We start from the raw sequence: 25,357 nt of genomic DNA, 5'->3' as shown, positions 1-25,357 counted from the left end.
TCATGGAACAACGAAAATTTTTCGATCGTCGCGGCTTCCGTACGATGGTGGTTCTGCCGGTGGTGCTTGCAATCGTTGCCGGACTGGGTTGCAGCGGCCCAGCACGGATCCCGAGGTCCGCAAGCGATCTGGTATTGCCTTCTACTTTCATGGGATTGAGCGGCGTATCAACCGACGGCGACAATACTTCTGCGGTTGCCGTGCGTGTCCCCGGCTGGTGGCGGCGTTTCGGTTCCCCGACGCTGGACGCGCTTGTCGGGCAAGCCATGCAGGACAGTCCATCCATACGGGGCGCAGAGTCACGCCTGATCGAAGCCACGAAACATTTCGCCGCGCAACGCGGCGCAAGTCGCTATCCGCAAGTCGATTTTGGGGCGTCAGCCAAGAAGGAGCAGTTGAATACGGCAGCTGCAGGTCTATCGATGATCCCGAATCCGTCGCCATTCATGCTTTACAACTCGAACGTGAGCGTTCGATACGATTTCGATTTCTTTGGTGCGCAACGACATCGAATCGCCGCGAAACGATATGAAGCGGCAGTCAGGAAACATCAGGCAGACGCCGCACGCCTGACGCTGGCCGGCAATATTGTCACTGCGGTGATCCGGGAAGGGCAGGTACGGGAAGAAATCGAATTGAACGAGGCGTTACTGCGGAACCGGAAAACCGTTCGGCAGATGTTGCATGCACGTTATGCAAACGGAAGCGAGGCCTACCGGGAAGCTATTGACGGCGATTCGGACGTCGATCGCATTGAAGCGGTGCTTGCGCCGTTGCGTGCCGAATTGCTGAAGGTCCGGTCTCAACTGGCCGTCTATGCGGGTGTCACGTCGCCTGAGTCGCTGCCGCAGTTCCGCTTGCACGATTTGCAGGTGCCGCAACACCTGCCGTCGGTCATTCCGTCGGAACTCGTTCGCCGCCGGCCCGACATCCTTGCGGCGGAGGCGAGTCTGCATATCGCCGGGGAACTGGCCGGTGTTGCGACGGCAAACCTGTACCCGCGGATCGAACTGAACGCGAGCATCGGATCGTCGCCACTGGCACTCGGGCAATTGTTCGCTGGTGGCACGACGATCTGGAACATCGGGGCCCAACTCGGCGCACCGCTTTTTCACGGGGGGGAGTTGCGCGCCGCTCGGGACGCAGCGTATGCCGCTTGCGATGCGGCGTTCGAGGACTATCGGAACGTCGTGCTCGGCGGGTTGCAGAACGTCGCCGATACCATGGCGGAAATGGATCGGGACATGAAGTCACTACATGCGTATACCGCTGTGACGCGGCGTCGTCACACCTTGCTCGCGATGGCGAGTAGCCAGTTTACCCATGGTAGCGAAGACCGGTTCGGCGTGTTGCGGGCTGAATATGCCTACGACATGGCCCGACTCGACGTGATTCGGCTTCGCGCAGCCCAGATGGCCAGTACGGCCTCGTTTTTTGTCGCCGTAGGCAGCGATGCCGACAGTGTGCGTCAATGACGAGGCGGCAGGTGGGGAGTAGGAGCCGTAGCCGTGGTGGCTCCGAGTCGGGGCGCGAGCGAGTGGCCGGGACGCGGGGCAATGCCCCGCGCTTGCATCGTATCGGTGGAGCGTGACGTTCGTTACGCCGCCACCTCCCGCGCCCGCACCATCGTCAGCGCCGCATCCTCGATCATGTCCTCCTGCCCGCCGACGAGCCGTTGCCGGCCCAGCTCGACGAGGATGTCGCGCGCGGGAATCCCGTACTTCGCCTCTGCACGCTTCGCGAACAGCAGAAACGACGAGTAAACGCCCGCATAGCCGAGCGTCAGCGCATCACGATCGAGGCGGATCGGCGCGTCCATGATCGGCACCACGAGATCCTCGGCGACGTCCGAGATCGCGAACACGTCGACGCCCGTCTCGATCCCCATCCGGTCGCACACCGCGACGAACACTTCCATCGGCGTGTTGCCCGCGCCTGCGCCGAGGCCCGCCGCGGCCGCGTCGATACGGTTCGCGCCGGCGGCGACCGCCGCAACCGAGTTCGCGACACCCATCGCGAGGTTGTGATGGCCGTGGAAGCCGAGTTCGGTCTCCGGCTTCAACGCGTCGCGCACCTGCCGGATCCGCGCGGTCACGTCGTCGGGCAGCATGTGGCCGGCCGAATCGGTGATGTAGATGCAGTTCGCGCCGTACGACTCCATCAGCTTCGCCTGCACGACGAGCTGCGCCGGCGACGACATGTGCGCCATCATCAGAAAGCCGACGGTATCGAGCCCGAGCGTACGCGCGAGGCCGATGTGCTGCTCCGACACGTCGGCCTCGGTGCAGTGCGTCGCGACGCGGATCGTGCCGACGCCGAGTTCGTGCGCCATGCGCAGATGCTCGACGGTGCCGATGCCCGGCAGCAGCAACGCCGACACCTTCGCCTGCTTCAGCTCGGGAATCACGGCGCTCAGGTACGCCTCGTCGGTATGCGCGGGGAAACCGTAGTTGACCGACGCACCGCCGAGCCCGTCGCCGTGCGTGACCTCGATCAGCGGCACGCCGGCCGCGTCGAGCCCGCGCGCGATGTTGCGCATCTGGTCGAGCGTGATCTGGTGGCGCTTCGGGTGCATCCCGTCGCGCAGCGACATGTCGTGGACGGTGATCTTCTTGCCTGCAAGTGACATTGCGTGGCTCCTCAACTCAAGCGGTGGCGGCCGTCGCGGCCAGCATCTGTTCGGCGAAACGCTCGGCCGTGGCGGCCGCGGCGGCGGTCATGATGTCGAGGTTGCCCGCGTACTTCGGCAGGTAATCGCCGAGCCCTTCGACCTCCATGAAGACCGACACGCGATTGCCGTCGAACACCGGGCCGTTCTTCAGCGTGTAGCCGGGCACATAGCGCTGCACTTCCTTGACCATCGCATGCACGGACGCGGTGATCGCGTCGACGTCGGGCGGGCCGTCGGTCAGGCAGTGGATCGTGTCGCGCATGATCAGCGGCGGCTCGGCCGGATTGATCACGATGATCGCCTTGCCCTTGCGTGCGCCGCCGACCTGTTCGATCGCGCCGGACGTCGTGCGCGTGAATTCGTCGATGTTCTTGCGCGTGCCGGGGCCGACCGAGCGCGACGACACGGTCGCGACGATCTCGCCGTAAGCAACCGGTTGCACGCGCGATACCGCGTACACCATCGGGATCGTTGCCTGGCCGCCGCAGGTCACCATGTTCACGTTCGTCTGCGCGCTGTCGAGGTGCGCATCGAGGTTCACGGGCGGCACGCAGTACGGCCCGATCGCGGCGGGCGTCAGGTCGATCATCTTCACGCCGAGCGCGGTGAGCTTGTCGGAGTTGTCGCGGTGCACGTACGCGGAGGTCGCGTCGAACGCGATGCGGATGTCGTCGGCGGCCACGTGCGGCAGCAGCCCGTCGACGCCCTGGTCGGTGGTCTTCAGGCCGAACTCGCGCGCTCGCGCGAGGCCGTCGGAGGCCGGATCGACGCCGACCATCCACACGGGTTCGAGCACCGGCGAGCGGCGCAGCTTGACCAGCAGGTCGGTGCCGATGTTGCCAGGACCGATCAGTGCGCATTTGATTTTCTTCATCAGGATTCCTTTTCTTCAGATAAAGCGGACGTCGCAGCTGCCGATGCCGGAGATGTGCATCGACAGCGCATCGCCGGCCGTGACCGGAATCAGTTTCGCCAGCGAGCCGGACAACACGATCTCGCCGGCGAGCAGCGGCACGTCGTACGCGGCGAGCGTGTTCGCGAGCCACGCGACCGCGTCGGCTGGGTGGCCGAGCGCCGCATCGCCGCGCCCTTGCGCGACGGGCTCACCGTTCTTGTCGATCGTCATCTCGCACGCGGCGAGATCGAGCGTGCGCGGATCGACGCGCGCGTCGCCGAGCACGTACACGCCGCACGACGCGTTGTCGGCGACGGTGTCCTCGATGCGGATCGCCCAGTCGCGAATGCGCGAATCGACGATCTCGAAGCAGGGCGCGACGGCGGCCGTCGCTGCGATCACGTCGGTGCGGTCGATGCCGGGGCCGCGCAGGTCGCGCGCGAGGATGAATGCGATCTCGCCTTCGGCGCGCGGTGCGATCAGCGAATCGGCGGGAATCGCCTCGCCGGCCGCGTAGTGCATGCCGGACAGCAGGATGCCGAAATCGGGCTGGCGCACGTTCAGCATGTCCTGCACGGCCTGGCTCGTCACGCCGATCTTCTTGCCGACCACAGCCTCGCCGTGTTCGACGCGGCGTGCGATGAAGCGCTGCTGGATGCGGTAGGCGTCGTCGAGCGACAGGCGGCGCGGGCGGCTCGACAGCGGCGCAACCGGCGCGCGCGCGTGCCACGCGGCGTACAGCTCGTCGCCGAGCGTCGTATGCAGGCGGGAAGACATGAAAGGGCCCTCGAATCTTGAATGGAGCAGGCCGCCGTCGCGGGCGGCGTCGTGCGCCGGAGCGGGGCTCCGGCGCGTGGGGTGCGGGTGTGGAGCGTCAGTTGCCCGAGCTGCGGATCCCGTCCGGCGAGAAGTACGCCTCGGTGAACCGCGGGCTGTTGTCGAGCTTCGGCATCGGCCCTTCGTTCGTCAGGCGGTCGGCCATGTACGCGCCCGAGACGAGGTCGTGGTAGAACACGACGCCCGGATAGAACGTCTTCGCATCGAACGCGTAGAGCGTCGTGGCAACGTTGGTGCGCCAGAGCTGGCCGCGCGCGTCATAGTTGTCGGCGAGCAGCGTGATCCACGAATCCTCGTCGAGGTACAGCACGCGCTTCGCATACTGATGGCGATAGCCGTTCTTCAGCGACGCCTGCAGCACCCACACGCGATGCAGTTCGTAGCGGATGTAGGACGGATTCTCGTGGCCCTTGCCGAGCAGGTCGCTGTACTTGACCGAGGTGTCCATCGCCTTGTAGTTGTCGTACGGCACGTAGATCTCGCGCTTGCCGAGAATCTTCCAGTCGTAGCGGTCGCCCGAGCCGTTGAAGAGACGGTCGTCGTCGACGGTGCGGAAGCCGCCCGGGCCCATCGGCTGGTCGTAGCCGTATTCGGGCGCCTGCCGCACGCGCCGCGTGCCGGGGTTGTACATCCACGTGCGCGATGCGTTGTCCGCACCGGCCTTGTCCCAGTTCGTGAACGACAGGATCAGCGAGCCGCGGTCGGACAGCGGCAGGTCGGTGGCGACGCGCGCATAGGTGCGGTTGTTCAGGTCGCTCTTCACGTCGTACTTGCCGACGTTGCGCGGCGAGTAGATGTCGTAGCGCACCTTGCCCCAGGCCATGTTGCCGTCGGAATAGACGACCGCCTGGTCGTAGGTGGCCTGTTCGGTGCCGATCGCCGACGACATGCGCTGGTTCCACAGCAGCTCGGCGGCGCTCTTCGGGATCGGGTACGGCACCTGCGGCGGCGCGTTGGTGAGCCCGTTCGCATCGGACGTCATCGTCGAGTCGGGCGCATAGGTGCGGATGTCCTTGTAGACGGCATCCGTATAGCGGAAATCGCGATGGCTCGGATAGACGACGATCTTGAAGGTGGCCGGATAGCGCTTGAACATGGCCTTCTGGCCGTCGGTCAGGTGCTCGGCGTATTGCGCCATGTTCTCGGCGGTGATCGTCGCGACCGGCTTGTCGCTCGCGAACGGATCGGGGTAGCGGCCGCCGCGCTTGTACTGCACGTCGGGCGGCGTGCCGAGCCACTTGCCCGACCATTCGGGCACGCCGCTGTCCTTGCTGGCGGCGCGCACCGCGCCCATCGGCGTCAGCGGGCCGTCGAGCGCCTTCAGGTCGTCCGGGGACACCTTCGGGAACGACGCCGTCGCGACGACCGCGCACGCGGCCATTACCGATGCGCGCAGGAGGGGGAGATGAATGCGTTTCATGACTATCCTCATCTTGCTGGGTGACGAGCGGCCGGGCCGCTCAGAAGTGGTACGTCGCCGTGGCGAGCACGTAGTCGCGATCGGCGAGCGGCCGCGTGGCGGGATTCGGCGAACCGAGGAACTTCGCGTAGACGAGCGACAGCTGCAGGTTGCTCAGGCGCGTGAAGGTCACGCCGGCGGTCACGCGGTGGTCGCCCTGGCCCGTCAGCGAGCCGAGCGCGCCGGCCAGCGGCGACGTGCCCGTCAGGTCGTGTGCGTAGGTCAGCGGCACGTCGAGATCCCAGCCGTTGAACACGTTCTTGTAGCTGAGCGTCCACGCGACCTCCATCGCGAGCGCATTGCGCGAATTCGCGAGCGTCGTCGAGCCGTCGAGTGCCGAGATGCTGCCCGCGTGCACGTACGTGAGTTCACCGGTCAGCGACTGCGAGTTCGCGAGGAAGCTCGGCCCGATCGAGTAGATGCCGGACAGGTTGGTCTGCAGCACGTTGGCGCGCGTCGACTGCGGGCCGGTGGGCGTGTTGACGAGCACCGCCGCGCCTTGCCGATACGACACTTCGCCCGCGACGTTCACCGGGCCGACCTGCGTCGAGAAGCTCGCGCCGGTCAGCTTGATGTTGCTGAAATAGGTCTGCTGGTACTGGAGCGTCGGGAAGTACGTCGTGACGACGCTCGGGTTCATGTCGTTGTAGTGCAGGTGGTACAGGCCGAGCTCGGTGTCGCCGAGTACGCGGAAGCGCGCGCCGATCCCCCACTGGTTGCGTGCGCTCGGCTTCTCGTCGGGGCCGCGCGGAATCACCATCCCGCCCGGGCCGATGATGTACTGCGCGCCGGGGCCGGTGACGTCGGAGTAGCTCCAGTACGTGCCGGGCGCGGTCAGCCGGTTCTGCTGGAACGAGAACTGGTAGTAGGCGAGCAGGCTGAAGCTCGGCGTGATCTGCCACTGCGTCGAGATCTGCGGCACGGGCAGCAGGATGTCCTTCACCTCGGCGCCGGCCATGTACGACTTGGTCGCATCGGACGGCCCCTGTGCGCCCGCGATGTTCGGGAAGAACAGGCTTTCGCCCCACGCGACGACCTGGTCGCCGACCTTCACGTTCAGGCTCGTCGAGCCGATGTGGAACGTGTTGTACGCATACGCGGCGAGCAGCGTCGTGTGGCCGCCCGACCAGTAGCGCGCGTCGCTCGTGAAGTCGTTGTACTGGCCCGAGTGGTTCACGGTGCCCGGCGCATCGTTGTAGTTCGGGCGGTGATAGGCCTGGTCGTAGAACGTATCCGCGCGGACGAATACACCCCAGTCGTCGTGCTTCAGGTTCACTTCGCCGAGCAGGCTGACCTGGTTCTCGATCAGCTTGTTCTTCGCGAAGTTGCGGTCGCCGTCGTCGCCGTTGATGTTCGCCGGCGTGAGGAGATTGCCGCTCGGTGCGCGGGTGCGCATGCCGAGGCCGTAACTGAGCGTGAACGTGTAGTCCAGCGTCGTGTCGGCGCCCAGGTCGATCGTGCTGCCGGCGTGCGCGCTGGGAACGGCGCACGTCAGCAACGCGGCGGCCAGCGTCGACAGCGTGGCGGTTGCCCGCTTGTCGGTACGGCGCGAAATCCGTTGATGCATGGTGTCTCCTCTTGGGGGTATCGACGACGGTCGACTGTGTGTTGTCGTGAGAGGCAGAGTAGGGAGATCGCGGTAGCAGGGAATCGTCAAAATGAACTAGATGACTTCCCTAGGACTGGCAACGATTCGCACCGCACCGTCGGGAATGCACGCATCAACGCGCGGCCGCTTGCGCCGCCGACAGGAATGCAGGCCGCTCGCCGCCGCCGTCGAGCCGCAGGTTCGAGCCGGACGTGTACGACGCGTCGGGCGATGCGAGAAACAGGCACGCGGCGGCGACGTCGTCGGGTGTCGCGAGCCGTCCGGCGGGAATCGTCGCGCGGATCGCGTCGAGCGCGGCGTCGTCGCCGTAGTGGCCTTCGGTGGCCGATTCGGTTTGCACGAGGCTCGGGCTGATCGCGCAGACGCGCACGCGCGGCGCCCACTCGACCGCGAGCGACGTGACCGCGTTGACGAGGCCCGCTTTCGCGGCGCCGTACGCGGCCGTGCCGGGCGACGGACGCGACGCGCTGACGCTCGCGATGAACAGCATCACGCCGCCTGCCGGCTGCGGCTGCATCATTGCGTTCACGCGCTGCGCGAGTTGAAGCGGCGCGATGAGGTTCAACCGCACGATCGATTCGGTGAAGCGCGGCGACGCATCGGCCGCGAGCGCGAACGGCGAGCCGCCCGCGTTGTTGACGAGCACGTCGAGGCCGCCTGCCGCATCGCGGATCGTCGCGAGCATCGCGTCGACCTGCTCGATGTCGCGCAGGTCGGCCGCGACGAACGTCGCCGTGCGGCCGCCGGCCGACGGCGGCGTGTCGGGCGCACTGCGTCCGCAGACGAACACGCGCGCCCCCGCCGCGAGAAACCGTTCGGCGATGCGCCGCCCGATGCCCTTGGTGCCGCCCGTCACGAGCACCGTCTTGCCGCTGTAGTCGAATCCGTTCATCGTTGCCTCCGTTTCGGTGGGCCGATGATAGGAAGAAGCGCGCGCGGCTTCGTAGTCTGAAAGGATGATGCCGGCCGGCGCCGGCGGCGCAATCATCGTGGCAGACATCCATCGAACGACGAAGGAGACAACCCGCGATGACGATCCCCACGACGCCGCCGGCCGGCATCTTCACCGACGTGCCGGGCGGCCTGCGCCTGCACCACTACGAGGCGGGCGACGGCCGGCCCGTGGTGTTCATCCACGGCAGCGGCCCGGGCGCCAGCGGTTTCAGCAACTTCAAGCACAACGTGCCCGCGTTCGCGGCGGCCGGCTATCGCGCGATCGTCGTCGACCTGCCGGGTTACGGGCAGTCGTCGAAGCCGGCCGACGTCGCCTATACGCTCGATTTCTTCGTCGGTGCGCTGCATGCGCAACTGAACGCACTTGGAATCGGGCCGGCCGTGCTGCTCGGCAACTCGCTCGGCGGCGCGATTGCGCTCAAGTACGCACTCGACTATCCGGACGAAGTCGACGGGCTGATCATGATGGCGCCCGGCGGGGTGGAGGATCGCGACACCTATTTCCGGATGGAAGGCATCCAGCGGATGGTGAAGCTGTTCACGAATCGCCAGATGAATGACGACACGATGCGCGAACTGCTGACGCTGCTGGTGCACGATCCGGCGATCGTCACCGACGCGCTGGTCGCCGAGCGGATGAAGGTGTGCGTCGAACAGCCGACCGAAGTGCTGTCGACGATGAGCGTGCCGAACCTGACCGACGCGCTCGGCGACCTGCGCACCCCGGTGCTCGGTTTCTGGGGCACGGACGACCGCTTCAATCCGGTCGGCGGCGCACTGAAGTTCCTCGAACGCTGCCGCGATGCGCGCTTCGTGCTGATGAACCGGTGCGGCCACTGGGTGATGGTGGAGCACGCCGACTATTTCAATCGGGAATGCCTCGATTTTCTTGCGACGCGGAATACGCGATAACGCCGGATGTCCTTGAAGGCTTGCCCCGATGCGGGCAGGCCCGTCCGAACAAATACCTGGAGACGACATGAAGCTCATCGAAGACCTGTTCGACCTGCGCGGCAAGGTTGCCGCGATCACCGGCGGCGCGCGCGGCATCGGCGCGGAGACCGCACGCACGCTGGCCGCCGCCGGCGCGAGCGTCGCGATTCTCGACGTGCTGTCGCAACCGGCCGAAGCGCTGGTCGAGGACATCCGCGCGCAGGGCGGCCAGGCCGCGTTCTGGTCGCTCGACGTGACGCACGAGGCCGACGTGGCGCGCGTGTTCGGCGAGATCGTCGCGCGCTTCGGGCGCCTCGACGTGCTCGTGAACAACGCGGGCATCGAAGGCCACAACGTGCCGACGCACGAACTCACGCTCGCGCAATGGCAGCGCGTGCTGGACGTGAACGTCAACGGCGTGTTCCTGTGCACGCGCGCGGCGATTCCGCATATCGACGCGGCCGGCGGCGGCTCGATCGTGAACCTGTCGTCGATGTACGGGATCGTCGGCGGGCCCGACGTGCCCGCGTATCACGCATCGAAGGCCGCGGTACGGATGATGGCGAAGGTCGACGCGATGCTGTACGCGGCGAAGAACATTCGGGCGAACTCGGTGCATCCCGGCTATATCCGCACGCCGATGCTCGAGGAAGCGTTCCGCCAGATGGGGCAGGATCCCGATCGTGCGTTCGAGTACATGCAGACGAATGTGCCGATGGCGAAGATCGGCAGCCCGCGCGACATCGCGGCCGGGATCCTGTATCTCGTGTCGCCGGCAGGCCGTTACGTGACGGGCGCGGAGCTCGTGATCGACGGCGGGTTTACCGCGCGCTGACGCAACGCGGCGCACGCAACGGAACAGGAGACAGGCAGTTGAAAGCGCTCGTGGCAGTGAAACGCGTGGTCGACGCGAACGTGAAGGTCGGCGTGAAATCCGACCGGACGGGCGTCGACATCGCGAACGTGAAGATGTCGATGAACCCGTTCGACGAGATCGCGGTGGAGGAAGCCGTGCGGTTGAAGGAGGCCGGCGTCGTGACCGAAGTGATTGTCGTGTCGGTCGGCGTCGCGCAGGCGCAGGAAACGCTGCGCACGGCGCTCGCGATCGGCGCGGATCGCGCGATCCTCGTCGAATCGAATGAAGGCGTCGAGCCGCTCGGTGTCGCGAAGGTGCTGAAGGCGCTGGTCGACAAGGAGCAGCCGCAACTGGTGATCCTCGGCAAGCAGGCGATCGACGACGATTCGAACCAGACCGGGCAGATGCTGGCTGCGTTGGCGGGTTTGCCGCAGGCGACGTTCGCGTCGAAGGTGGTAGTGGCCGACGGCCGTGCGACGGTCGCACGCGAAGTCGACGGCGGCGCTGAAACGCTGGCGCTTGAACTGCCCGCAGTCATTACCACCGACCTGCGCCTGAACGAGCCGCGCTACGTGACGCTGCCGAACATCATGAAGGCGAAGAAGAAGCCGCTCGAAATCGTGAAGCCCGACGAGCTCGGCGTGGACGTGACACCGCGTCTGAAGGTGCTCAACGTGAACGAGCCGCCGAAGCGCGCGGCCGGCGTGAAGGTGCCGGACGTGCAGACGCTGGTCGGGAAGCTGAAGACCGAAGCCAAGGTGCTGTAACAGGGAACGCAAGGACATGACGATTCTGGTGATTGCGGAACACGGCAACGCGTCGATCAAGGCGGCAACGCTGAATGCCGTCGCTGCCGCACAGGCGCTCGATGCTGCGGGCGGCGGCGACGTTCACGTGCTCGTCGCAGGACACGACGCGCAGGCGGCGGCCGATGCGGCAGCGAAGATCGCGGGTGTGTCGAAGGTGCTGCTGGCCGATGCGCCGCAGCTGGCCGACGGTCTGGCCGAGAACGTCGAAGCGACGGTGATGACCGTCGCGAACGGCTACTCGCACATCGTTGCGCCGGCCACGGCCTACGGCAAGAACATCGCGCCGCGCATTGCCGCGAAGCTGGATGTCGCACAGATCTCCGAGATCACGGCCGTGATTTCGGCCGATACGTTCGAGCGCCCGATCTACGCGGGCAACGCGATCGCGACGGTGCAGTCGGGCGATCCGGTCAAGGTGATCACGGTGCGCGCGACGGGTTTCGATCCGGTGGCGGCCGTTGGTGGCAGCGCATCGGTCGAGAAGATCGAGGCGGCAGCCGATGCCGGCAAATCGCAGTTCGTGAGCCGTGAAGTGACGAAGCTGGACCGTCCGGAACTGACGAGCGCGAGCATCGTCGTGTCGGGCGGCCGCGGGCTGGGCAGCGGCGAGAACTATACGAAGGTGCTGGAGCCGCTGGCCGACAAGCTGCATGCCGCACTGGGCGCATCGCGCGCGGCCGTCGACGCGGGCTACGTGCCGAACGACTACCAGGTCGGCCAGACCGGCAAGATCGTCGCCCCGCAGCTGTACGTCGCGGTCGGCATCTCGGGGGCGATCCAGCACCTGGCCGGGATGAAGGATTCGAAGGTGATCGTCGCGATCAACAAGGATCCGGAGGCGCCGATCTTCAGCGTGGCCGACTACGGTGTGGTCGGCGACCTGTTCACGCTCGTGCCGGAAGCGGTCGCGGTGCTCTGACCGATGCCGCTGTTCGAATTCAACGGGATGCGGCCGCGCGTCGATCCGTCCGCGTATGTCGATCCAAGCGCGGTCGTGATCGGCGACGTGACGATCGGCGCGCGCTGCTACATCGGCCCGCATGCGAGCCTGCGCGGCGACTTCGGCGCGATCGTCGTCGAAGACGGCAGCAACGTGCAGGACGGCTGCGTGTTGCACGTCGGGATCGGCGAGACGTGCCGGCTCGGCGTGAACAGCCACATCGGCCACGGCGCGATCGTGCATGGGGCGACGCTCGAACCCGACACGATGATCGGGATGAACGCGGTCGTGATGGACGGCGCGACGATCGGCGCGACGACGATCGTCGCCGCTTGCGCGTTCGTGAAGGCCGGCTACGACGTACCGCGCGGCGTGCTGCTCGCGGGCATGCCGGGGCGTGTCGTGCGGCGGCTGAGCGACGCGGAGATCGATGCGAAGGCGAACGGCACGCGGATCTATCAGCAACTGGCGGCGGACTGCCTGAGGACGATCAGGCCGGTCGACGGGTGAGCGGGCATCCGGGCGGGTCTGGATGCGACGGATTGCCGGGCAGGTTGCCGTTGCCGTAAGATCGGCACAGGCTTTCCCATCGGCATTCGCGTCACATGAAAAAGAACGTTCGTTTGCGGCTCACAGTCATTGCGTCGGCATTTGCCGTCTACAGCGTTTACATGCACATCCAGCAGTTCATCAGTGGTTGCGTGTGGGTCAGGGGCCATCAGCGCTGCAGTTTCGAAAACAGCGCGAATTTCGAAGGCTGGATGGATCTCGATCTGATGATCGCCTGCTGCTGGGTCGCCGCGGCGGTGGTCGGCTGGATTGCCGTCGTGCAGGCCGCGAAGAAGCCGGGTTGAAAGGCTGGCGCTTCTTCCACGCAAAACCGATCGCTGTCAATCCGTGACAACGATCGTCTGTGCGGCATCGCCGCAATCGTCAGTGCCGCAGCCGGATCCCCGCGCCGCAGGGGCAACCGGCCAACGGGATCGGGTTCCGGTCTGTCGACGCGCTGGTCGGTGCAGACGCCGGCACGCGCCTCGCCACCCATCAGCCGCCATCCGCCGCCATCGGCTGTCGTTGTGCTTTTTTCCTTCCGTACCGGGATAATGATCCCGCGTCGCGCACGCTGCGCGCGGGGAGGCTCCCATGCAATTTCCGACGGGTTCGGTGGTCGCGCTCAGTTCGGCCGCCGCGACGATGTTTTCGATGGGCATGCTGTTTCTCGGCTACTGGGGGTGGCACGAGCCGCTGCCGTGGCGGTTCGGCGACTACGTCGTGATCCTGCCGGCGCTGGCCGGGTTCGCGTGCCTCGTCAGCGTGCCGTTTCTCGCCACATCGCCGATGAAGACACCCGACGACGAGTCGCGGATGTTCGTCGCGCGGCGCGTGTTTCTGTGCGGTGCAAGTGCGTTGTGGTGTGCGATCGTCGCGTCGCTGGTCGTGTGAGATCCGAGCGAGATTCGGCCGAGCCGCCGCGCGCCGGCTCGGCCCGGCGCAATCCTGTCGAAGCGTCTTGCATGAGCGCTGAAAACACGGTTTTCACGCGTCGATTCGGGCCGCCATCGCGGCTTTGATTTCCCCTTTGGCGTGCACTAGATTCGAAGCGTTCACGTATCACCGAGCGCGAGGTGGAGTCATGACGCCGTGGGAGATTCAGGGCATCGAATTGATCAATTGCAATTGCTCATACGGTTGTCCCTGTCAGTTCAATGCGCTGCCGACCAACGGCAATTGCGCAGCGATGGGTGCGATTTCGATCGACAGCGGCCACTACGGCGACGTGGTGCTCGACGGCGTCCGGATCGCGGTCGTGTTCGAGTGGCCGGGAGCGATCCACGAGGGCGGCGGCCGGTGCCAGCCGATCGTCGACGAGCGCGCCAGCCCCGCGCAGCGCGACGCGGTGCTGAAGATCATGACCGGTCAGGATACCGATCCGTTCGCAACGATGTTCTCGGTATTCGCGTCGACGCTCGAGCAGGCGTTCGATCCGATCTTCACGAAGATCGATTTCGACGTCGATGTCGACGCGCGGCGTGGCCGGATTCACGTCGACGGCGTGTTCGACGTCGCGGGCGACCCGATCCGCAATCCGGTGACGGGCGCCGAGCATCGCGCGCGGATCGACCTGCCGAACGGTTTCGAATACGAACTGGCCGAGATCGGTTCGGGCACGTCGCGCTCGCAAGGCCATATTCCGCTGACGCTCGACGGCACCTATGCGCAGTTCGCGCGGCTGCACCTGAACAACCACGGGTTGATCCGGCATCGCGTCGCGGCATGATTCCCGTCGGTCACTGGCTCGCGCGCGAGCGCGTCATCACGCTGCTCGGCATGGCGGCGCTCGTCGGCCTGTGCTGGTTCTACCTGTGGACCGGGGCGGGCACCGGCATGTCGGCGCTGGAGATGACCACCGTCGCGCTCTTTCCGCATCGCCTGGCGAACGTCATGGGCAGCATGGATCCGTCGCTGCCGACCGTGATCGTGATGTGGTGGGTGATGATGATCGCGATGATGACGCCCAGCGCGGCGCCGCTCGTGATGCTGTACCGGCGTGTGCTGCGGCAACGTGGCGCGGACGGGGCGGGTTCGGCGTTCACGTCGGTGTCGCTGCTGGCCGGTTACCTGGCTGCGTGGCTCGGCTTCTCGATCGGCGCGGCGCTGCTCCAGGCGATGCTGCAGCCGGCCGGGCTGATCTCCGCGATGATGCTGTGGTCGAAGAGCGCCGTCCTTTCCGCGATCGTGCTGGCGCTGGCCGGGCTCTATCAGTTCTCGCCGCTGAAACGCGCGTGCCTGCGGCAATGCCGGGCGCCGGCCGGGTTCCTGGTCGCGCACTGGCGACCGGGCGTCGCGGGCAGTTTCCTGCTCGGCGTGCGGCACGGCCTGTATTGCGTCGGCTGCTGCTGGTTGCTGATGGCGTTGCTGTTCGTCGGCGGCGTGATGAATGTCGTGTGGATCGCGGCGCTGTCGTTGATCGTGTTCGCGGAAAAGATCCTGCCCGGCGGCGAACGTATCGGGCGTGCGCTGGGCGTCGTCCTGATTGCGTGGGCCGGGGTGACGCTGATCGTGTGACGGGCGCCTGCGCCTGTCGCGACAGCGTGCCCGGCCCGACGGGAGCATGTCGATGAGAATCTGCTTGCAGTCCGCCGCCGTATTGTTGGCGATGGTGGTCGTTGCGATGCCGGTGTTCGCGGGCGGTGACATGTCCGACATGAACATGGGAGCCGCGAAGAGGTCGGCGCCGGATTCCGCGCTGACCGATGCCGAGGTCGAGGAGATCGACGCCGGCCGCGGCGTGGTGACCTTGAAGCACGGCGCACTCGACAACGTCGGGATGCCGCCGATGACGATGGCGTTCAAGGTTGCCGACGCAGCCATGCTTCGGCCGCTTCGTGTGGGCGACAAGGTCAGGATTCGGGTGGAAAGCGTCAAGGGTGAGCTCATGATCGTGAAGCTCGTGAAGCGACCGTGACGGGCAAGGTGGCGAGGGGGCAGGGGATCGCCGTGTGCCGGGTGATGGCCGGTTTTGGTCGGTCGCGCATCGAGCGATGCGTGCGTCACGCAGGAGGCGTGCCGAGATCCACGAAGACCTTGTCGGCGCCCGCCTTGTACAGCCGCTTGCCGAGCTTCGGATAGTCGCACACGTCGTGTTCCGGACGGTCGCCCGCCACGAGATAGACCAGCGGCAGATCGCCGGTATTCAGCATCGTGTGCGCGGTGCCGCCGCGCGGAAATCCCATGAAGTCGCCCGGGCCGATCGCATAGGTGTGGCCATCGACGACTGCTTCGCCGGTTCCCGACAGGATATAGACGCATTCTTCCGCGTAGAGATGCCGGTGGTATTCGGTGGATTCGCGTCCGGGCATCAAGGTCATCAGATGGAAGCCGAGTTGTGTCAGCCCGGTTGCGTCGCCAAGCGACCGCTTCAGGCGGACGGCATTGCCGTTCAACGGATGGACGGAGGGTTCCGGTTCCATCGCTGCAATGTCGGCGGCTTTCAGCACTTCACGCGGGGTGTTCATCGTCTGTCCTTTTCGGGAATCGGGGCACCAGTGGTGCGGCGAGTATGAATCATGGGGGCTGGCGTTGGGGACTGCGTTGCCGCGCGATGCTACGTAACGCAGGGCCCTCGTTACGCGTGCGTTACCCGGGACGCAAGGCTTGATCGCCGCTGTGAGGTTGAAGCCGTAGGCCCAGCGTCGCGCCCCGGAAGGCCATCGGGACGCGGCGGTCTGGCGGCTGGATGAAGTCGTCGTGGATGCCGATCGTAATGGCACGATAGCTGCTTGTGGTGATGATCGCGCTGAAAGCGAGCTGGACCTCTCGATGCGTCAATCGCGCGTGATGTCGCGCTGCGACGGCGGCCGCGCCAAACCGCGCGCGGGCAGCGGCGTCGACATCACGATCGACGTGCGTGTTTCGCCGTACAGGTTGATGCGTTCGATCAGTTGCTCGAGATGGGACATGCTGATCGCGACGAGCCGCATCATGTACGAGTCCGCGCCCGTCACGTGATGACATTCGACGACTTCGGGAATCGTCTCCAGCAACCGGAGGAATTTTGCTTTCGCCGGTTGCTGCACCGTGATGCCGATCAGCGCGCTGACCGGATAGCCGGCCGCGGCAGGATTGATCCGGGCCGTGTAGCCCTCGACGACACCGGCCGCCTCGAGACGCTTCACGCGTTCCGTCACCGCCGGCACCGACAGGTGCACCTGTCGGGCCAGCTCCGTGTAGCTGATACGGCCGTTCGCCTGCAACAGCGCCACTACCTTCCAGTCCAGATCGTCCATTGCGGCGGGCTTTTTTAAGGTGGAGTAGCCATTTTTCCTTAAAAACCGCATTCAGCGATGACCGGACTTTCCCTACGATGCCTGTTCAACACATTACATGTCGCAAGGAGCAGGCGATGCTGTTCATCAAATCCGTCGTGATGGGGCTGTCGATCGCGGTGCCGGTCGGCCCGATCGGCATGCTGTGCATCCAGCGCAGCCTGAGCCGCGGCTTTCAGGCGGGATTCGCGACAGGCGTCGGCGCCGCGTGCGCCGATGCGATCTATGGCCTGCTCGGTGCGCTCGGCATCGCGGGTATCGTCACAGCCTTCCCGATGCTGACCGTCGGGTTGAAAATCGGCGGCGGCGCGTTCCTCGTGTGGCTGGCGTGGACCATCGCGCGTCAGGCGCCGGCCGCGTCGACGCTGCAACGCGACCTGCCGCGCACGTCCGTCCTGCGTGATTTCGTGACGACGTTCGGCCTGACGCTGTCGAACCCGATGACGATCCTGTCGTTCGTCGGGATTTTCGCGGCGCTCGGCCCGCTGTCGGGGGCGCGGGAAGGGGCGATGGGATCGGCCGTGGCGCTGATGGTCGCCGGTGTGTTCATCGGTTCCGCGACGTGGTGGCTGTGCCTGAGCAGCGCGACCGCCGCGCTGCGCACGAAGATGTCGTTCGCGTTCATGCACGGGCTGTCGCGCGTGTCGGCCGCGGTCATCGCGGGATTCGGCGTGATTCAGGTCGTCGCGGGCATGCGCGGTGTCCTCTAGGTCGACGCATCGCGCGCAGCGCGTTGCGACCGGATGGCGTCGACCGTCGTCCGGAGATGCGCGAGCAACTCGAGCATGACCGCTTTCGGAAAATACTGGTTCATTCGGGTGCTGACGACGAGATCGGACGGCAACGCGCCGATCGAACGCTGAACCGTCAGCAGATCGTCGGCGAGTTGCGCCAGCGCTGCGCGATCCCGCGTGCTCACCGCACCCGCGATCTCGTCCGGCCAGAAAACGAACGCGTCGATGCCGCAGCATTCGGCGACGCAGTCCGTCTCCAGTGCATCGAGCAACGGCATGATCCCGGCCAGACAGGGATCGATCGCGACCGCCTGCGCCTGCTCGCCCGTCAGGTCGCCGAATTCGATCCAGCGATCCGGGCCGATGCTGATGTCGTTCTTGTGTGGTTTGCCGTTCATGGGTTGACGCTCGACAGGTTCAGTTTTCGTGACGATCACCCCAGCTCGAACGACGTGACCCCGAACACGCGATCGAGCGCAATCGCCGGTGCGTCGTTCGTGTACATCCGTGCGGTTTCGAAGACGCTCGTCATGCCGTGCCGCTCCGCCAGCGCGACGGCCGCCGGGTTCGTTTCCGGCACGTCGAGCACGATGATCTCGCCGGGCATGTGTGCCGCCAGCGCGCGAAACAATCCGGTGGCCACGCCCGCGTCATCGGCGAACAGCGGGCCGATCTTGCAGCCGGTCTTGCAGCGGCGCACGACACCGTATCCGGCGACACGGCCGGCGTCGAGCGTCGCGAGCGCAACCGCATCCGGCTGCGCGATCCACGCGGAGACGAAACGCTCGCGCGCCGCGGGAAAGCACTGGCGATCGTAGGCGAGCAACTGCTCGAACGGCACGTCGGCCGCTGCCACCACGTGCGCGCAACCGATGCCGCCTACGCGCCCCTCGTAGCGGATATTCCGGTACGCGAGCTCGAACCCGGACTTCCGGTAGTTCGCCTGCTGGGCCAGGACACCATCGAGCCCGATGTTGCGGACGCCGAGGTAACGCATGCCGTGCTGCCAGATTCGCATGCCGAAGCCTTGGCCGCGGAATCCGGGTTTCACGATGTACAGACCGATGAAGCCAAAGCGTTCGTCGTAGGCGACAGCGGCAAGGCACGCGACCGGCTCGCCGCGCCAGACGCCGACGAAGAACCCGGCCGGATCCGCGTTCCTGAAACAGGATGGATCGTGCAGGCCGGGGTTCCAGCCTTCTGCAGCGGCCCATTCGACCGACATGGCTACCTCGTCGGCCGACATGGTGCGCACGATGAAGTCTTCGCCTTGATTCATGGTTCACTCCAGTCGCCGCGCTCGAGATCGCGTGTTGCGTGACGGAATAGGCATCGGGGAAGCGCGGGAGGCGCCTCCGTGGCTGCCGATCGGGCCATCATAATCCCAAGAGCGGGGATGAGCGTGGGGCGCATGCCGTGCCACCAAAGGATGGCACGCGGACGGTCGGGCGGTCATGGACTGACGCTATGTCAGGGCTAGCGGCGGTGCTGGCTGCGACGCAGCATTGCGGATCAATCCTGCGTGACCTGCCATCGCGAACTCATTTGCGGGGGGAGCGGAAACTTGATCCGCTTGCGACGGCTAAAGCGCGTCGCCTCCCAGACGGCGAGGGTCTCACCTTCCGCATCGGCGCGAGTGCGCAAAGCCGTGATAACGGAGCGATATTGGTCGATCGTGTCGATGTCGGTCCAATTCAGTCTCGCGGTACCAGGCACCTTCGCGAGAATGATGCGATCCACAGGACAGTGGGGCGGTGGCGGGATTAGCCCGAGGTTCCAGAAATACTTGAGCAGCAGATTCAACAGTTTCTGGGCAATGCCGGCACGGTAGATGCCATCACGAAGGACAGTCGAACCTTTTTGTGTGCCGTAGGCGATGAGCAGCGCGAGGTTTTCGTAGTGCAGATCTTCAGCGCATCCATCCACATAGGATGGCAACAACCGATCCCGGATGAAGGTGAGTACATCCGCCCGAAAGCGATTTCGGGTGGCTTCTTGTTGCGCGGCCTTGCGTTTTGCTACCGCGTCGTTTTTCGCAGCCCTCACCTTTGGCAAGTAGCACTTCGTGCGTTGAGTCGACGCGCTCCACGCGAGCGTAACGTGCTCACCTACGAGGAAGTTCAAATGGAAGATGTCGCTTGGGTTCATCTTGGTCTCTCGATGTTGACGGGATGAGTGACAAGGCATATTCCCGCAGCTTCCGCCACGGGAAAGGTATCCGTGGCGGGGGCGGAAAACGCCCCACGGTTTGCTTGGTCACCACATCGAGAGTTATCTTCGGGCGATCCGCCAGGTATCCAGCAGTCCTGGTCCTACCCCGACCCCCGGGGCAGATTCGTTTCGTCCCTACTGAATGGACCTCGGCCGGCCAGGTGTAGACGGCGTCATCGGTATCGGTTGGGGGTGTGCTGCGTGTAACCGCCAGCGCTTCCTGCATCGGCTACGCTGGCAGCCCTCGATGCGCGAATCTTATCACCGCCCCTACGGTTTCAGTCAAGCGAGCGTGGCGACGATGCGAGGTTGATCGATACGGTCACGCTGGCGTAGCCGGGCTTCTGTCTCGAACGTGCGAAATGGGGGAGAGGCGCCCAAGAAGAAAGTGATCCGCTGGCACCGGACACAGCGTTCCAATGGGAGGCCTCACTGCACGCCGCACCAAGGCCTCCCATCCCCGATCAGAACGTATAACTCACCTTCCCGAACGCCGTCCGCCCGAGCGTGTTGTACCCATACGCGGTCATGTACTGCCGATCGAACAGATTCGACACCGTCGCCGACACGGTCAGGTGCGAATTGATCCGATACGACGCACGCAGCCCCACCGTCAGATACGACGGCAGATAGGTCGAGTTCGCCGGATCGTCGAACGTCGTGCCGCCATAAAGCAGCGACGCCCCCGTGCTCAACGCATGCAGATGCAGCTCGTCCCACGTGTGGTCGATGTTCAGGCTGACCGTCTGGCGCGGCCGGCGGTTGAGCCACGAGTCGTTGGTCTCGTCCTGCGGATTCAGGATCCCGACCGCGACGCTCACCGGCGTCGAGCGGCCGATCGTCCCCTTGTACGACAGGTCGATCCCGCGAATATGCGCGCGACCGATGTTCATCGGCGAGAACGTCGCCGGGTTGTACGCGATCAGGTTGGTGACCCGCGTGTCGTAGATCGCCGCCGTGAACGTGCCGTACGACGTGTTCGCATCGACCGCCGCCTCGACCGACGTGTTGCGTTCCGGGCTGAGATTCGGATTGCCGTAGCCGGGGTAATACAGATCGTTGAACGTCGGCAGCCGGAACGCATTGCCGTACGACACGCGGGCCGTGTACACCGGCGTGATCGCCCACGACAGCGCCGCGTTACCCGTGTTGATCGACTGCCCGGCGATGATTTCATGACGCCCCGCGAGGAACATCGTCACGCTGCCGAGCGTCGCGGACTGGTGCAGCGAGAACGCGGAATCGTTGCGCGTCGGCACGCCGTTCGGAACGTCGACCGGCAGGAACGCCTGCTCGCGCGTGAAGTCGTACGCGAGCTTGGTCTCGCCCGACAGCGGCAGTCCGAACAGATGGAATCCGCGCTCCTGATGCGTCAACGACGTCGACGTGCTGATGCGTTGCGAATTGATCTGGTCGGTCGGGATGGTCGGATCGCTTGCATAGAGGAACTGGCGATCGTTCGAATAACCGAAGGACTGGTCGAACTGCGTGTCCGGCGTGATATCGAGGTGGAACGCGATACCGGTCGTCAGCTGATGATCGAGCTGGCGGTTCGCATAGCCGCTGTTGTCGTAGGACAGATCGGAGCGGTGATACAGCGCGAACGTCGAGATCGACCAGTTGTCGCGCGCGTAGCCGAGGCGTGCATCGAGATCCTGCGCGTGGTACGGGTTGCGGCCGTCCTCATGGCCGTACGCGAACGGCCGCGTCGCATCGATGCCGGCCGTGTTGTACGAGTGCAGGCCGAGCGAGTAGGTGAGCCCGCCGAGCGCGGCGAGCGGCCCGGTCGACGGCACCGTGCCCGACGTGCGGAGCTGCGTGTCGAACGTCTTGTTCGACCCGCCGCCGAACGACACGGTGGTCTGGTTCGGCTGGTTGCCGGCGCGGCGCGTGAAGAGCTGCACGACGCCGCCCATCGCGTTGGCGCCGAACGACGCGGCGGCCGGCCCCGAAATCACTTCGACACGTTCGAACGCTTCGGTCGGCAGGTCCGACCACGGCGCGATGCCCGTGGTCGACGAGCCGATCCGGATGCCGTCGATGAACACGGCGACCTGGCTGGCCGACGAGCCGCGGATGCTGACCGACGCGGACGAACCCGGGCCGCCGTTCTGCGAGACGGTCACGCCGGGCAGCGTCGCGAGCGCTTGCGTGATGCTCGGGTCGCTCGGCGACAGCCGGTCGAGATCGGTACGCGTGAGCACCTGGGTCGTCGCATAGCGCTGGTCGAACGACTCGGGCAGCCGCCGCGTGTCGGTCACGTTGATCGTCGGCAGGTCGGTGCCTTCGGCGGCCGGGGCCGGTTGCGAAGTCGCGGTGTCGCCGGCGGCGTGGGCGAGGGGCGAGAGGAGCGCGGTCGCGGCGGACGTGGCAAGGAGGTGTCGAATCTTCATGAGGCTGTCGTCGTTGTCGGGCTGCGCATGCGTCGATCGTGAGCGGGCGGCGGGCAGCGCCGGTCTTGTTATCGGTGATCGGGTGATCGCGGGACCGAGCCCAGTGCGCCGCCGCTGCGGGCATCGGCGCGGCGCATGCCGGCGGGCGCGATCGAGATGGAACGGCACGCGCGTGCGTGCGGGCCGTGCATGCCGGCGGCGTGCCGGCGCGACGCTTCCGGCGCGGAAGCGGATGCGGTAACGGTGGACATCGGGCGGATCCTGAGGTCGGGCCGTCCATGCAACGGGCGACCGCCAACGGCGGTGCCGGGCGCGCCGGGACACCCCGCCCGGTGCGGCTGCTTGGACCTCGGGTCGATGGCAGGTCTCCTGGCTCGCGGGTCGTCATTCGTGCCGGCCTTCCCGGTTTCCCAGTGGCATGCAGTGGCACGGATTCGCCGCTCACAGTTGCGGGGGCAGCCGCAGATTCGAGGCGTTGCCTCTCCTGCGTTCCCTTTTGATCCCATCCCTGGGAACCATCAGCGCGCAAGGGTAATGGCGTGCGCTCCGGCGCGTCAATTGTCCGGCCGCGCGGGGATGCGAAAAAACGTCATTACCGCGCAAAAACTTTCGAAATCCTTTCTTTTATGCGTCGGTGCTGCGTTTCATGTCTGACGAAACGGGAGGATAAGCAGCCGTGCAATCGCGCCTGAACCGGCTCGGCGCGAAACCTGTCCACCGGACGAACGCGCGGCGGAACGCTTCCTCGCCGCCGAACCCGAGATGCGCGGCGATCCGCGCGACCGGCCAGTCCGACTCGCGCAGCCAGCGTTGCGCGGCCTCGGCGAGACACTGCTCCCGCAGCGCGTGATAACCGCTTCCTTCGGCTACCAGCCGCCGCCGCAGCGTCGCCTCGCTGACGCCGAGCCATGCGGCCAGCTCGGCGAGCGCCGGCAACGCCTGCTCATGCGCGAGCGCGGCATCGAGAAAACCGCGCACCTGCTGCGCCCACGACACGACGGCTGGCGCCGCATCGATCAGACGAAACGGAAAATCGACGAGAAATGCGTCGAGTTCGGCCGGCTGCCGGATCACACGGCATTCGAGCCGCGCCGCATCGAATGCGAAGCCATAGGTTTTGCGGCCGACCTCGACCGGCGCATTGAACAGCCCGAGCAGCGGCATCGCGTCGTCGCGGCGCGGATGGCCGAGCCACACGTCGATTGGCCGCAACGGCTGCCCGATCAGCCAGCCGAACAGCTGCAGATAGCAGAACAACCCGGTCAGGTCGACGAGGCACGCGGCCGGACTGCGCGTGCGGCGCAGCGAATCCATCCGGAACGTCGCGCGCCCGTCGCGCACCGCGAGCGACAGCGCGCCGGCGCGCGGCGTCAGCATCTCGCAGAATTCGCGCGCGCAGCGGATTGCGTCGGCCAGCGTCGCGCAGCTCAGCAGGCAGCGGCACATCAGGTCGACTTCGCGCTTGCGCATCGGCGGGTGCCCGTCACCGCGCGCGACCTGCGCTTCGAGCCGTTCGATCGCGTCGCGGTACAGCGCGATGAAATCGCCCGACGTCGTCGCCGGTTGCGGCGGCGGTGCGTCGCGGTCGGCCGGCGGCGCGCCGCTGCGCGTGAGTTCGCTCAGCAGGCGCGCGCCGAGGCCCGGCAGGACGCGACCTCGGGCCGGCATGGCGCGCTGTTTCATGAGTTTCCCGATCTGAGCGTTGCGACAGGGGCGGGTGAGCGGGCCGATAGGGGTCCGGGAACCGTCACCACGCAAGAATGCTATCCACGCCGACTGCCTTCGGCCTCGCCGAAACGGCGTAGGCCGGCGCGCATCCCTGTAACGAACGACCACGGACGACACGCGAATGATCCAGATCGTAGACGAAATCACGCTCGCGCCCGAGCGCATTCCCGACGTGCTTGCACTGCTGCGCGACCGTTACCTGCCGGGCCACGCGGCGCGCGGGCTGATGGCGGCCGGCCGCTGGGTATCGCCGCCCGTCGCGGTGCCGGGGCAGCCGAGCACGCTGTGGCTGACCTGGCAGGTGGCCGACGCGCCGGCCTACTACCGGATGCGTGCGCTGACGGATGCCGACGTGGTCGGCTTCTGGATGGCCGTCGACGCGCTGTGCGACGTGCGCCGCCGCCATGTGATGACGGACGCCGATGCGCCGCTGCCCGCGCTGCAGGAGGTCGATCATGCGGCATGACACGGCACAGGTATTCGTGTCGGCGGATCGCGACGCCGACGCCATCGAACGCGCGTTGCGCGAAGCCGCGCATGCACTGGCGGGCGCGAAACGCGTGGCGCTGGCGCGAAATCTGGACGGGAGCTGGGGCGCGGGCGACTACACGCTCGACGTGTTGCGCGACGAGTCGGCGGCCGACGGCACGGCGGATTTCGCCGCGCTGGCGCACCTGCCGGGCATCGCGCGCATCGATGGCGCCGGTTGCCGCGCGATCGGCGGCGGCCTGCGCGAACCGGCGCTGCGCGACGGCGTATGGCGCACGCTGATGCTGCGCGTGCGGCCGCAGGCGAGCGCGGCGCAGATCGCCGCGCTCGAACGCGAACTGCTGCGGATGCCCGCGTTCATGCCCGGCATCCGCAATTGGCGCCTGAGCCGGATCGTGACGCCCGGCGCATGGACGCACGTGTGGCAGCAGGAATTAGCGCACGTCGGCGATCTGCTCGGCGAATACCTGATGCATCCGTATCACTGGGGCTGGGTCGATCGCCGGTTCGATGCCGAAAGCCCCGACTGGACGGTCGATGCGATCTCGCATGCGTTCTGTCCGCTCGCGTCGAGCCTGCTGGCCGAGACAGCGGCCTGACGCGCAGCACACATCAAGCTGACAACAACCCTGGAGACACGAAGATGCGAGCCCTGTTGATCGACCGCGTCGGTCATTCCGACGCCTTGCGAATGGCCGACGTGCCGGCACCGACGCCGGGCCCCGGCGACGTGCTGATCCGCGTGGCCTACGCGGGCGTCAATCCCGCCGACTGGAAATGCCGCGAAGGCTACCTTGGCGCGTTCATGCAATACACGTTTCCGTTCGTGATCGGCTTTGACGCGGCGGGCGTGGTCGAAGCGGTCGGCGACGGTGTCGACGGTTTCGCGTCCGCGCAGCGCGCGTTCGTGCGTTATCAGGAATTGGTCGGCAGCGGGAGCGGCACCGGCAGCGGGACGGACGAAGCGGCCGGCCGGGTCGCGTCGGGCGGCAGCCGGTGACGGCCGGCCGCTG

27 protein-coding genes, 1 pseudogene and 1 riboswitch are annotated in these 25,357 nt (G+C 66.2%); of the genes and pseudogenes, 15 read left to right on the top strand and 13 right to left on the bottom strand.

Features of this window, described 5'->3' with window-relative positions; all coding sequences use genetic code 11:
* The first annotated feature begins 2 nt into the window (after positions 1-2).
* Positions 3-1,475 (top strand): efflux transporter outer membrane subunit, encoded by a 1,473-nt coding sequence (locus tag G3N61_RS18840; RefSeq protein WP_089452853.1) that lies wholly within the window; start codon positions 3-5, stop codon positions 1,473-1,475.
* 122 nt (positions 1,476-1,597) lie between these two features.
* Here G3N61_RS18840 and dmpG read toward each other — a convergent pair whose 3' ends face one another.
* From dmpG to G3N61_RS18810, 6 genes are all read right to left on the bottom strand, one after another.
* Positions 1,598-2,629 (bottom strand): 4-hydroxy-2-oxovalerate aldolase, encoded by a 1,032-nt coding sequence (dmpG, locus tag G3N61_RS18835; RefSeq protein WP_205823288.1) that lies wholly within the window; start codon positions 2,627-2,629, stop codon positions 1,598-1,600.
* Positions 2,630-2,645: 16 nt separating this feature from the next.
* Positions 2,646-3,545: an acetaldehyde dehydrogenase (acetylating) gene (locus G3N61_RS18830; protein ID WP_089452855.1), complete on the bottom strand. Its 900-nt coding sequence runs from the start codon at positions 3,543-3,545 to the stop codon at positions 2,646-2,648.
* Positions 3,546-3,560: 15 nt separating this feature from the next.
* Positions 3,561-4,343 (bottom strand): 2-oxopent-4-enoate hydratase, encoded by a 783-nt coding sequence (dmpE, locus tag G3N61_RS18825; RefSeq protein WP_043186601.1) that lies wholly within the window; start codon positions 4,341-4,343, stop codon positions 3,561-3,563.
* A 97-nt stretch (positions 4,344-4,440) separates the two neighbouring features.
* Complete coding sequence (locus G3N61_RS18820; RefSeq protein WP_205823287.1) at positions 4,441-5,823, bottom strand: DUF1329 domain-containing protein; 1,383 nt, start codon at positions 5,821-5,823, stop codon at positions 4,441-4,443.
* Between the two features lie 40 nt (positions 5,824-5,863).
* Positions 5,864-7,429, bottom strand: coding sequence for a DUF1302 family protein (locus G3N61_RS18815; RefSeq protein ID WP_089452858.1), 1,566 nt, complete (start codon positions 7,427-7,429; stop codon positions 5,864-5,866).
* 154 nt (positions 7,430-7,583) lie between these two features.
* Positions 7,584-8,363 (bottom strand): SDR family oxidoreductase, encoded by a 780-nt coding sequence (locus tag G3N61_RS18810; RefSeq protein ID WP_205823286.1) that lies wholly within the window; start codon positions 8,361-8,363, stop codon positions 7,584-7,586.
* A gap of 137 nt (positions 8,364-8,500) precedes the next feature.
* Here G3N61_RS18810 and G3N61_RS18805 point away from each other — a divergent pair, with 137 nt between their 5' ends.
* The 10 genes from G3N61_RS18805 to G3N61_RS18760 all read left to right on the top strand — a co-directional run bounded on the left by G3N61_RS18805 (position 8,501) and on the right by G3N61_RS18760 (position 15,429).
* On the top strand, positions 8,501-9,337 hold the full coding sequence (locus G3N61_RS18805; protein WP_043186606.1) for an alpha/beta hydrolase: 837 nt from the start codon (positions 8,501-8,503) through the stop codon (positions 9,335-9,337).
* 67 nt (positions 9,338-9,404) lie between these two features.
* Positions 9,405-10,193, top strand: a complete 789-nt coding sequence (locus G3N61_RS18800; RefSeq protein WP_205823285.1) for an SDR family NAD(P)-dependent oxidoreductase — start codon at positions 9,405-9,407, stop codon at positions 10,191-10,193.
* Positions 10,194-10,231: 38 nt separating this feature from the next.
* Positions 10,232-10,981, top strand: coding sequence for an electron transfer flavoprotein subunit beta/FixA family protein (locus tag G3N61_RS18795; RefSeq protein WP_205823284.1), 750 nt, complete (start codon positions 10,232-10,234; stop codon positions 10,979-10,981).
* A 16-nt stretch (positions 10,982-10,997) separates the two neighbouring features.
* Complete coding sequence (locus G3N61_RS18790; protein WP_205823283.1) at positions 10,998-11,942, top strand: FAD-binding protein; 945 nt, start codon at positions 10,998-11,000, stop codon at positions 11,940-11,942.
* 3 nt (positions 11,943-11,945) lie between these two features.
* On the top strand, positions 11,946-12,473 hold the full coding sequence (locus tag G3N61_RS18785) for a transferase hexapeptide repeat family protein (protein ID WP_205823282.1): 528 nt from the start codon (positions 11,946-11,948) through the stop codon (positions 12,471-12,473).
* A gap of 95 nt (positions 12,474-12,568) precedes the next feature.
* Complete coding sequence (locus G3N61_RS18780; RefSeq protein WP_043186615.1) at positions 12,569-12,817, top strand: hypothetical protein; 249 nt, start codon at positions 12,569-12,571, stop codon at positions 12,815-12,817.
* 289 nt (positions 12,818-13,106) lie between these two features.
* Positions 13,107-13,406 (top strand): hypothetical protein, encoded by a 300-nt coding sequence (locus G3N61_RS18775; RefSeq protein WP_043186617.1) that lies wholly within the window; start codon positions 13,107-13,109, stop codon positions 13,404-13,406.
* A gap of 190 nt (positions 13,407-13,596) precedes the next feature.
* The gene (locus tag G3N61_RS18770) at positions 13,597-14,241 is read left to right on the top strand and encodes a DUF1326 domain-containing protein (protein WP_043186620.1); all 645 of its coding nucleotides are present in this window, start codon (positions 13,597-13,599) and stop codon (positions 14,239-14,241) included.
* Positions 14,238-15,029: a DUF2182 domain-containing protein gene (locus G3N61_RS18765; protein ID WP_205823281.1), complete on the top strand. Its 792-nt coding sequence runs from the start codon at positions 14,238-14,240 to the stop codon at positions 15,027-15,029. Before G3N61_RS18770 ends, G3N61_RS18765 begins: the two co-directional genes overlap by 4 nt.
* Positions 15,030-15,081: 52 nt before the next feature.
* Positions 15,082-15,429, top strand: coding sequence for a copper-binding protein (locus tag G3N61_RS18760; RefSeq protein ID WP_205823297.1), 348 nt, complete (start codon positions 15,082-15,084; stop codon positions 15,427-15,429).
* Positions 15,430-15,514: 85 nt separating this feature from the next.
* On the opposite strand, the gene G3N61_RS18755 is transcribed toward G3N61_RS18760, so the two are convergent.
* Together G3N61_RS18755 and G3N61_RS18750 are read right to left on the bottom strand one after the other, a co-directional pair.
* Positions 15,515-15,979 carry a cupin domain-containing protein gene (locus G3N61_RS18755; protein ID WP_205823280.1) on the bottom strand — a complete coding sequence of 155 codons (465 nt, stop codon included), beginning with the start codon at positions 15,977-15,979 and terminating at the stop codon, positions 15,515-15,517.
* 309 nt (positions 15,980-16,288) lie between these two features.
* On the bottom strand, positions 16,289-16,750 hold the full coding sequence (locus G3N61_RS18750; RefSeq protein ID WP_175023312.1) for an Lrp/AsnC family transcriptional regulator: 462 nt from the start codon (positions 16,748-16,750) through the stop codon (positions 16,289-16,291).
* Between the two features lie 116 nt (positions 16,751-16,866).
* Between G3N61_RS18750 and G3N61_RS18745 the strand changes: the two genes are divergently transcribed.
* Positions 16,867-17,499, top strand: a complete 633-nt coding sequence (locus G3N61_RS18745; RefSeq protein ID WP_205823279.1) for a LysE family transporter — start codon at positions 16,867-16,869, stop codon at positions 17,497-17,499.
* Here G3N61_RS18745 and G3N61_RS18740 read toward each other — a convergent pair.
* From G3N61_RS18740 to G3N61_RS18720, 5 genes are all read right to left on the bottom strand, one after another.
* Positions 17,496-17,921 (bottom strand): DUF6331 family protein, encoded by a 426-nt coding sequence (locus tag G3N61_RS18740; RefSeq protein WP_205823278.1) that lies wholly within the window; start codon positions 17,919-17,921, stop codon positions 17,496-17,498. The two genes, G3N61_RS18745 and G3N61_RS18740, sit on opposite strands and share 4 nt — an antisense overlap.
* 35 nt (positions 17,922-17,956) lie before the next feature.
* Complete coding sequence (locus tag G3N61_RS18735; RefSeq protein WP_205823277.1) at positions 17,957-18,802, bottom strand: GNAT family N-acetyltransferase; 846 nt, start codon at positions 18,800-18,802, stop codon at positions 17,957-17,959.
* Between the two features lie 233 nt (positions 18,803-19,035).
* Positions 19,036-19,671 carry a hypothetical protein gene (locus G3N61_RS18730; protein WP_205823276.1) on the bottom strand — a complete coding sequence of 212 codons (636 nt, stop codon included), beginning with the start codon at positions 19,669-19,671 and terminating at the stop codon, positions 19,036-19,038.
* A 527-nt stretch (positions 19,672-20,198) separates the two neighbouring features.
* A complete protein-coding gene (locus G3N61_RS18725; protein ID WP_205823275.1) occupies positions 20,199-22,127 on the bottom strand; it encodes a TonB-dependent receptor in 1,929 nt (642 codons plus the stop codon).
* A 341-nt stretch (positions 22,128-22,468) separates the two neighbouring features.
* Positions 22,469-22,662, bottom strand: a riboswitch (cobalamin riboswitch).
* Positions 22,663-22,751: 89 nt separating this feature from the next.
* Complete coding sequence (locus G3N61_RS18720) at positions 22,752-23,795, bottom strand: helix-turn-helix domain-containing protein (protein ID WP_241017806.1); 1,044 nt, start codon at positions 23,793-23,795, stop codon at positions 22,752-22,754.
* A 181-nt stretch (positions 23,796-23,976) separates the two neighbouring features.
* Between G3N61_RS18720 and G3N61_RS18715 the strand changes: the two genes are divergently transcribed.
* The 3 genes and pseudogenes from G3N61_RS18715 to G3N61_RS18705 form a co-directional block, all read left to right on the top strand.
* Positions 23,977-24,321 carry a hypothetical protein gene (locus G3N61_RS18715; RefSeq protein WP_089452881.1) on the top strand — a complete coding sequence of 115 codons (345 nt, stop codon included), beginning with the start codon at positions 23,977-23,979 and terminating at the stop codon, positions 24,319-24,321.
* Positions 24,311-24,943 carry a Dabb family protein gene (locus G3N61_RS18710; protein ID WP_205823273.1) on the top strand — a complete coding sequence of 211 codons (633 nt, stop codon included), beginning with the start codon at positions 24,311-24,313 and terminating at the stop codon, positions 24,941-24,943. The genes G3N61_RS18715 and G3N61_RS18710 overlap by 11 nt, the downstream gene beginning before the upstream one ends.
* 44 nt (positions 24,944-24,987) lie before the next feature.
* Positions 24,988-25,257 (top strand): annotated as a pseudogene (locus tag G3N61_RS18705) (alcohol dehydrogenase catalytic domain-containing protein); the annotation flags it as partial.
* Positions 25,258-25,357 lie beyond the last annotated feature (100 nt).

Source organism: Burkholderia sp. Ac-20349 (assembly GCF_017104865.1).
Taxonomy (GTDB): Bacteria; Pseudomonadota; Gammaproteobacteria; order Burkholderiales; family Burkholderiaceae; genus Burkholderia; species Burkholderia aenigmatica.
This window is presented reverse-complemented; position numbering and strand designations above follow the sequence as displayed.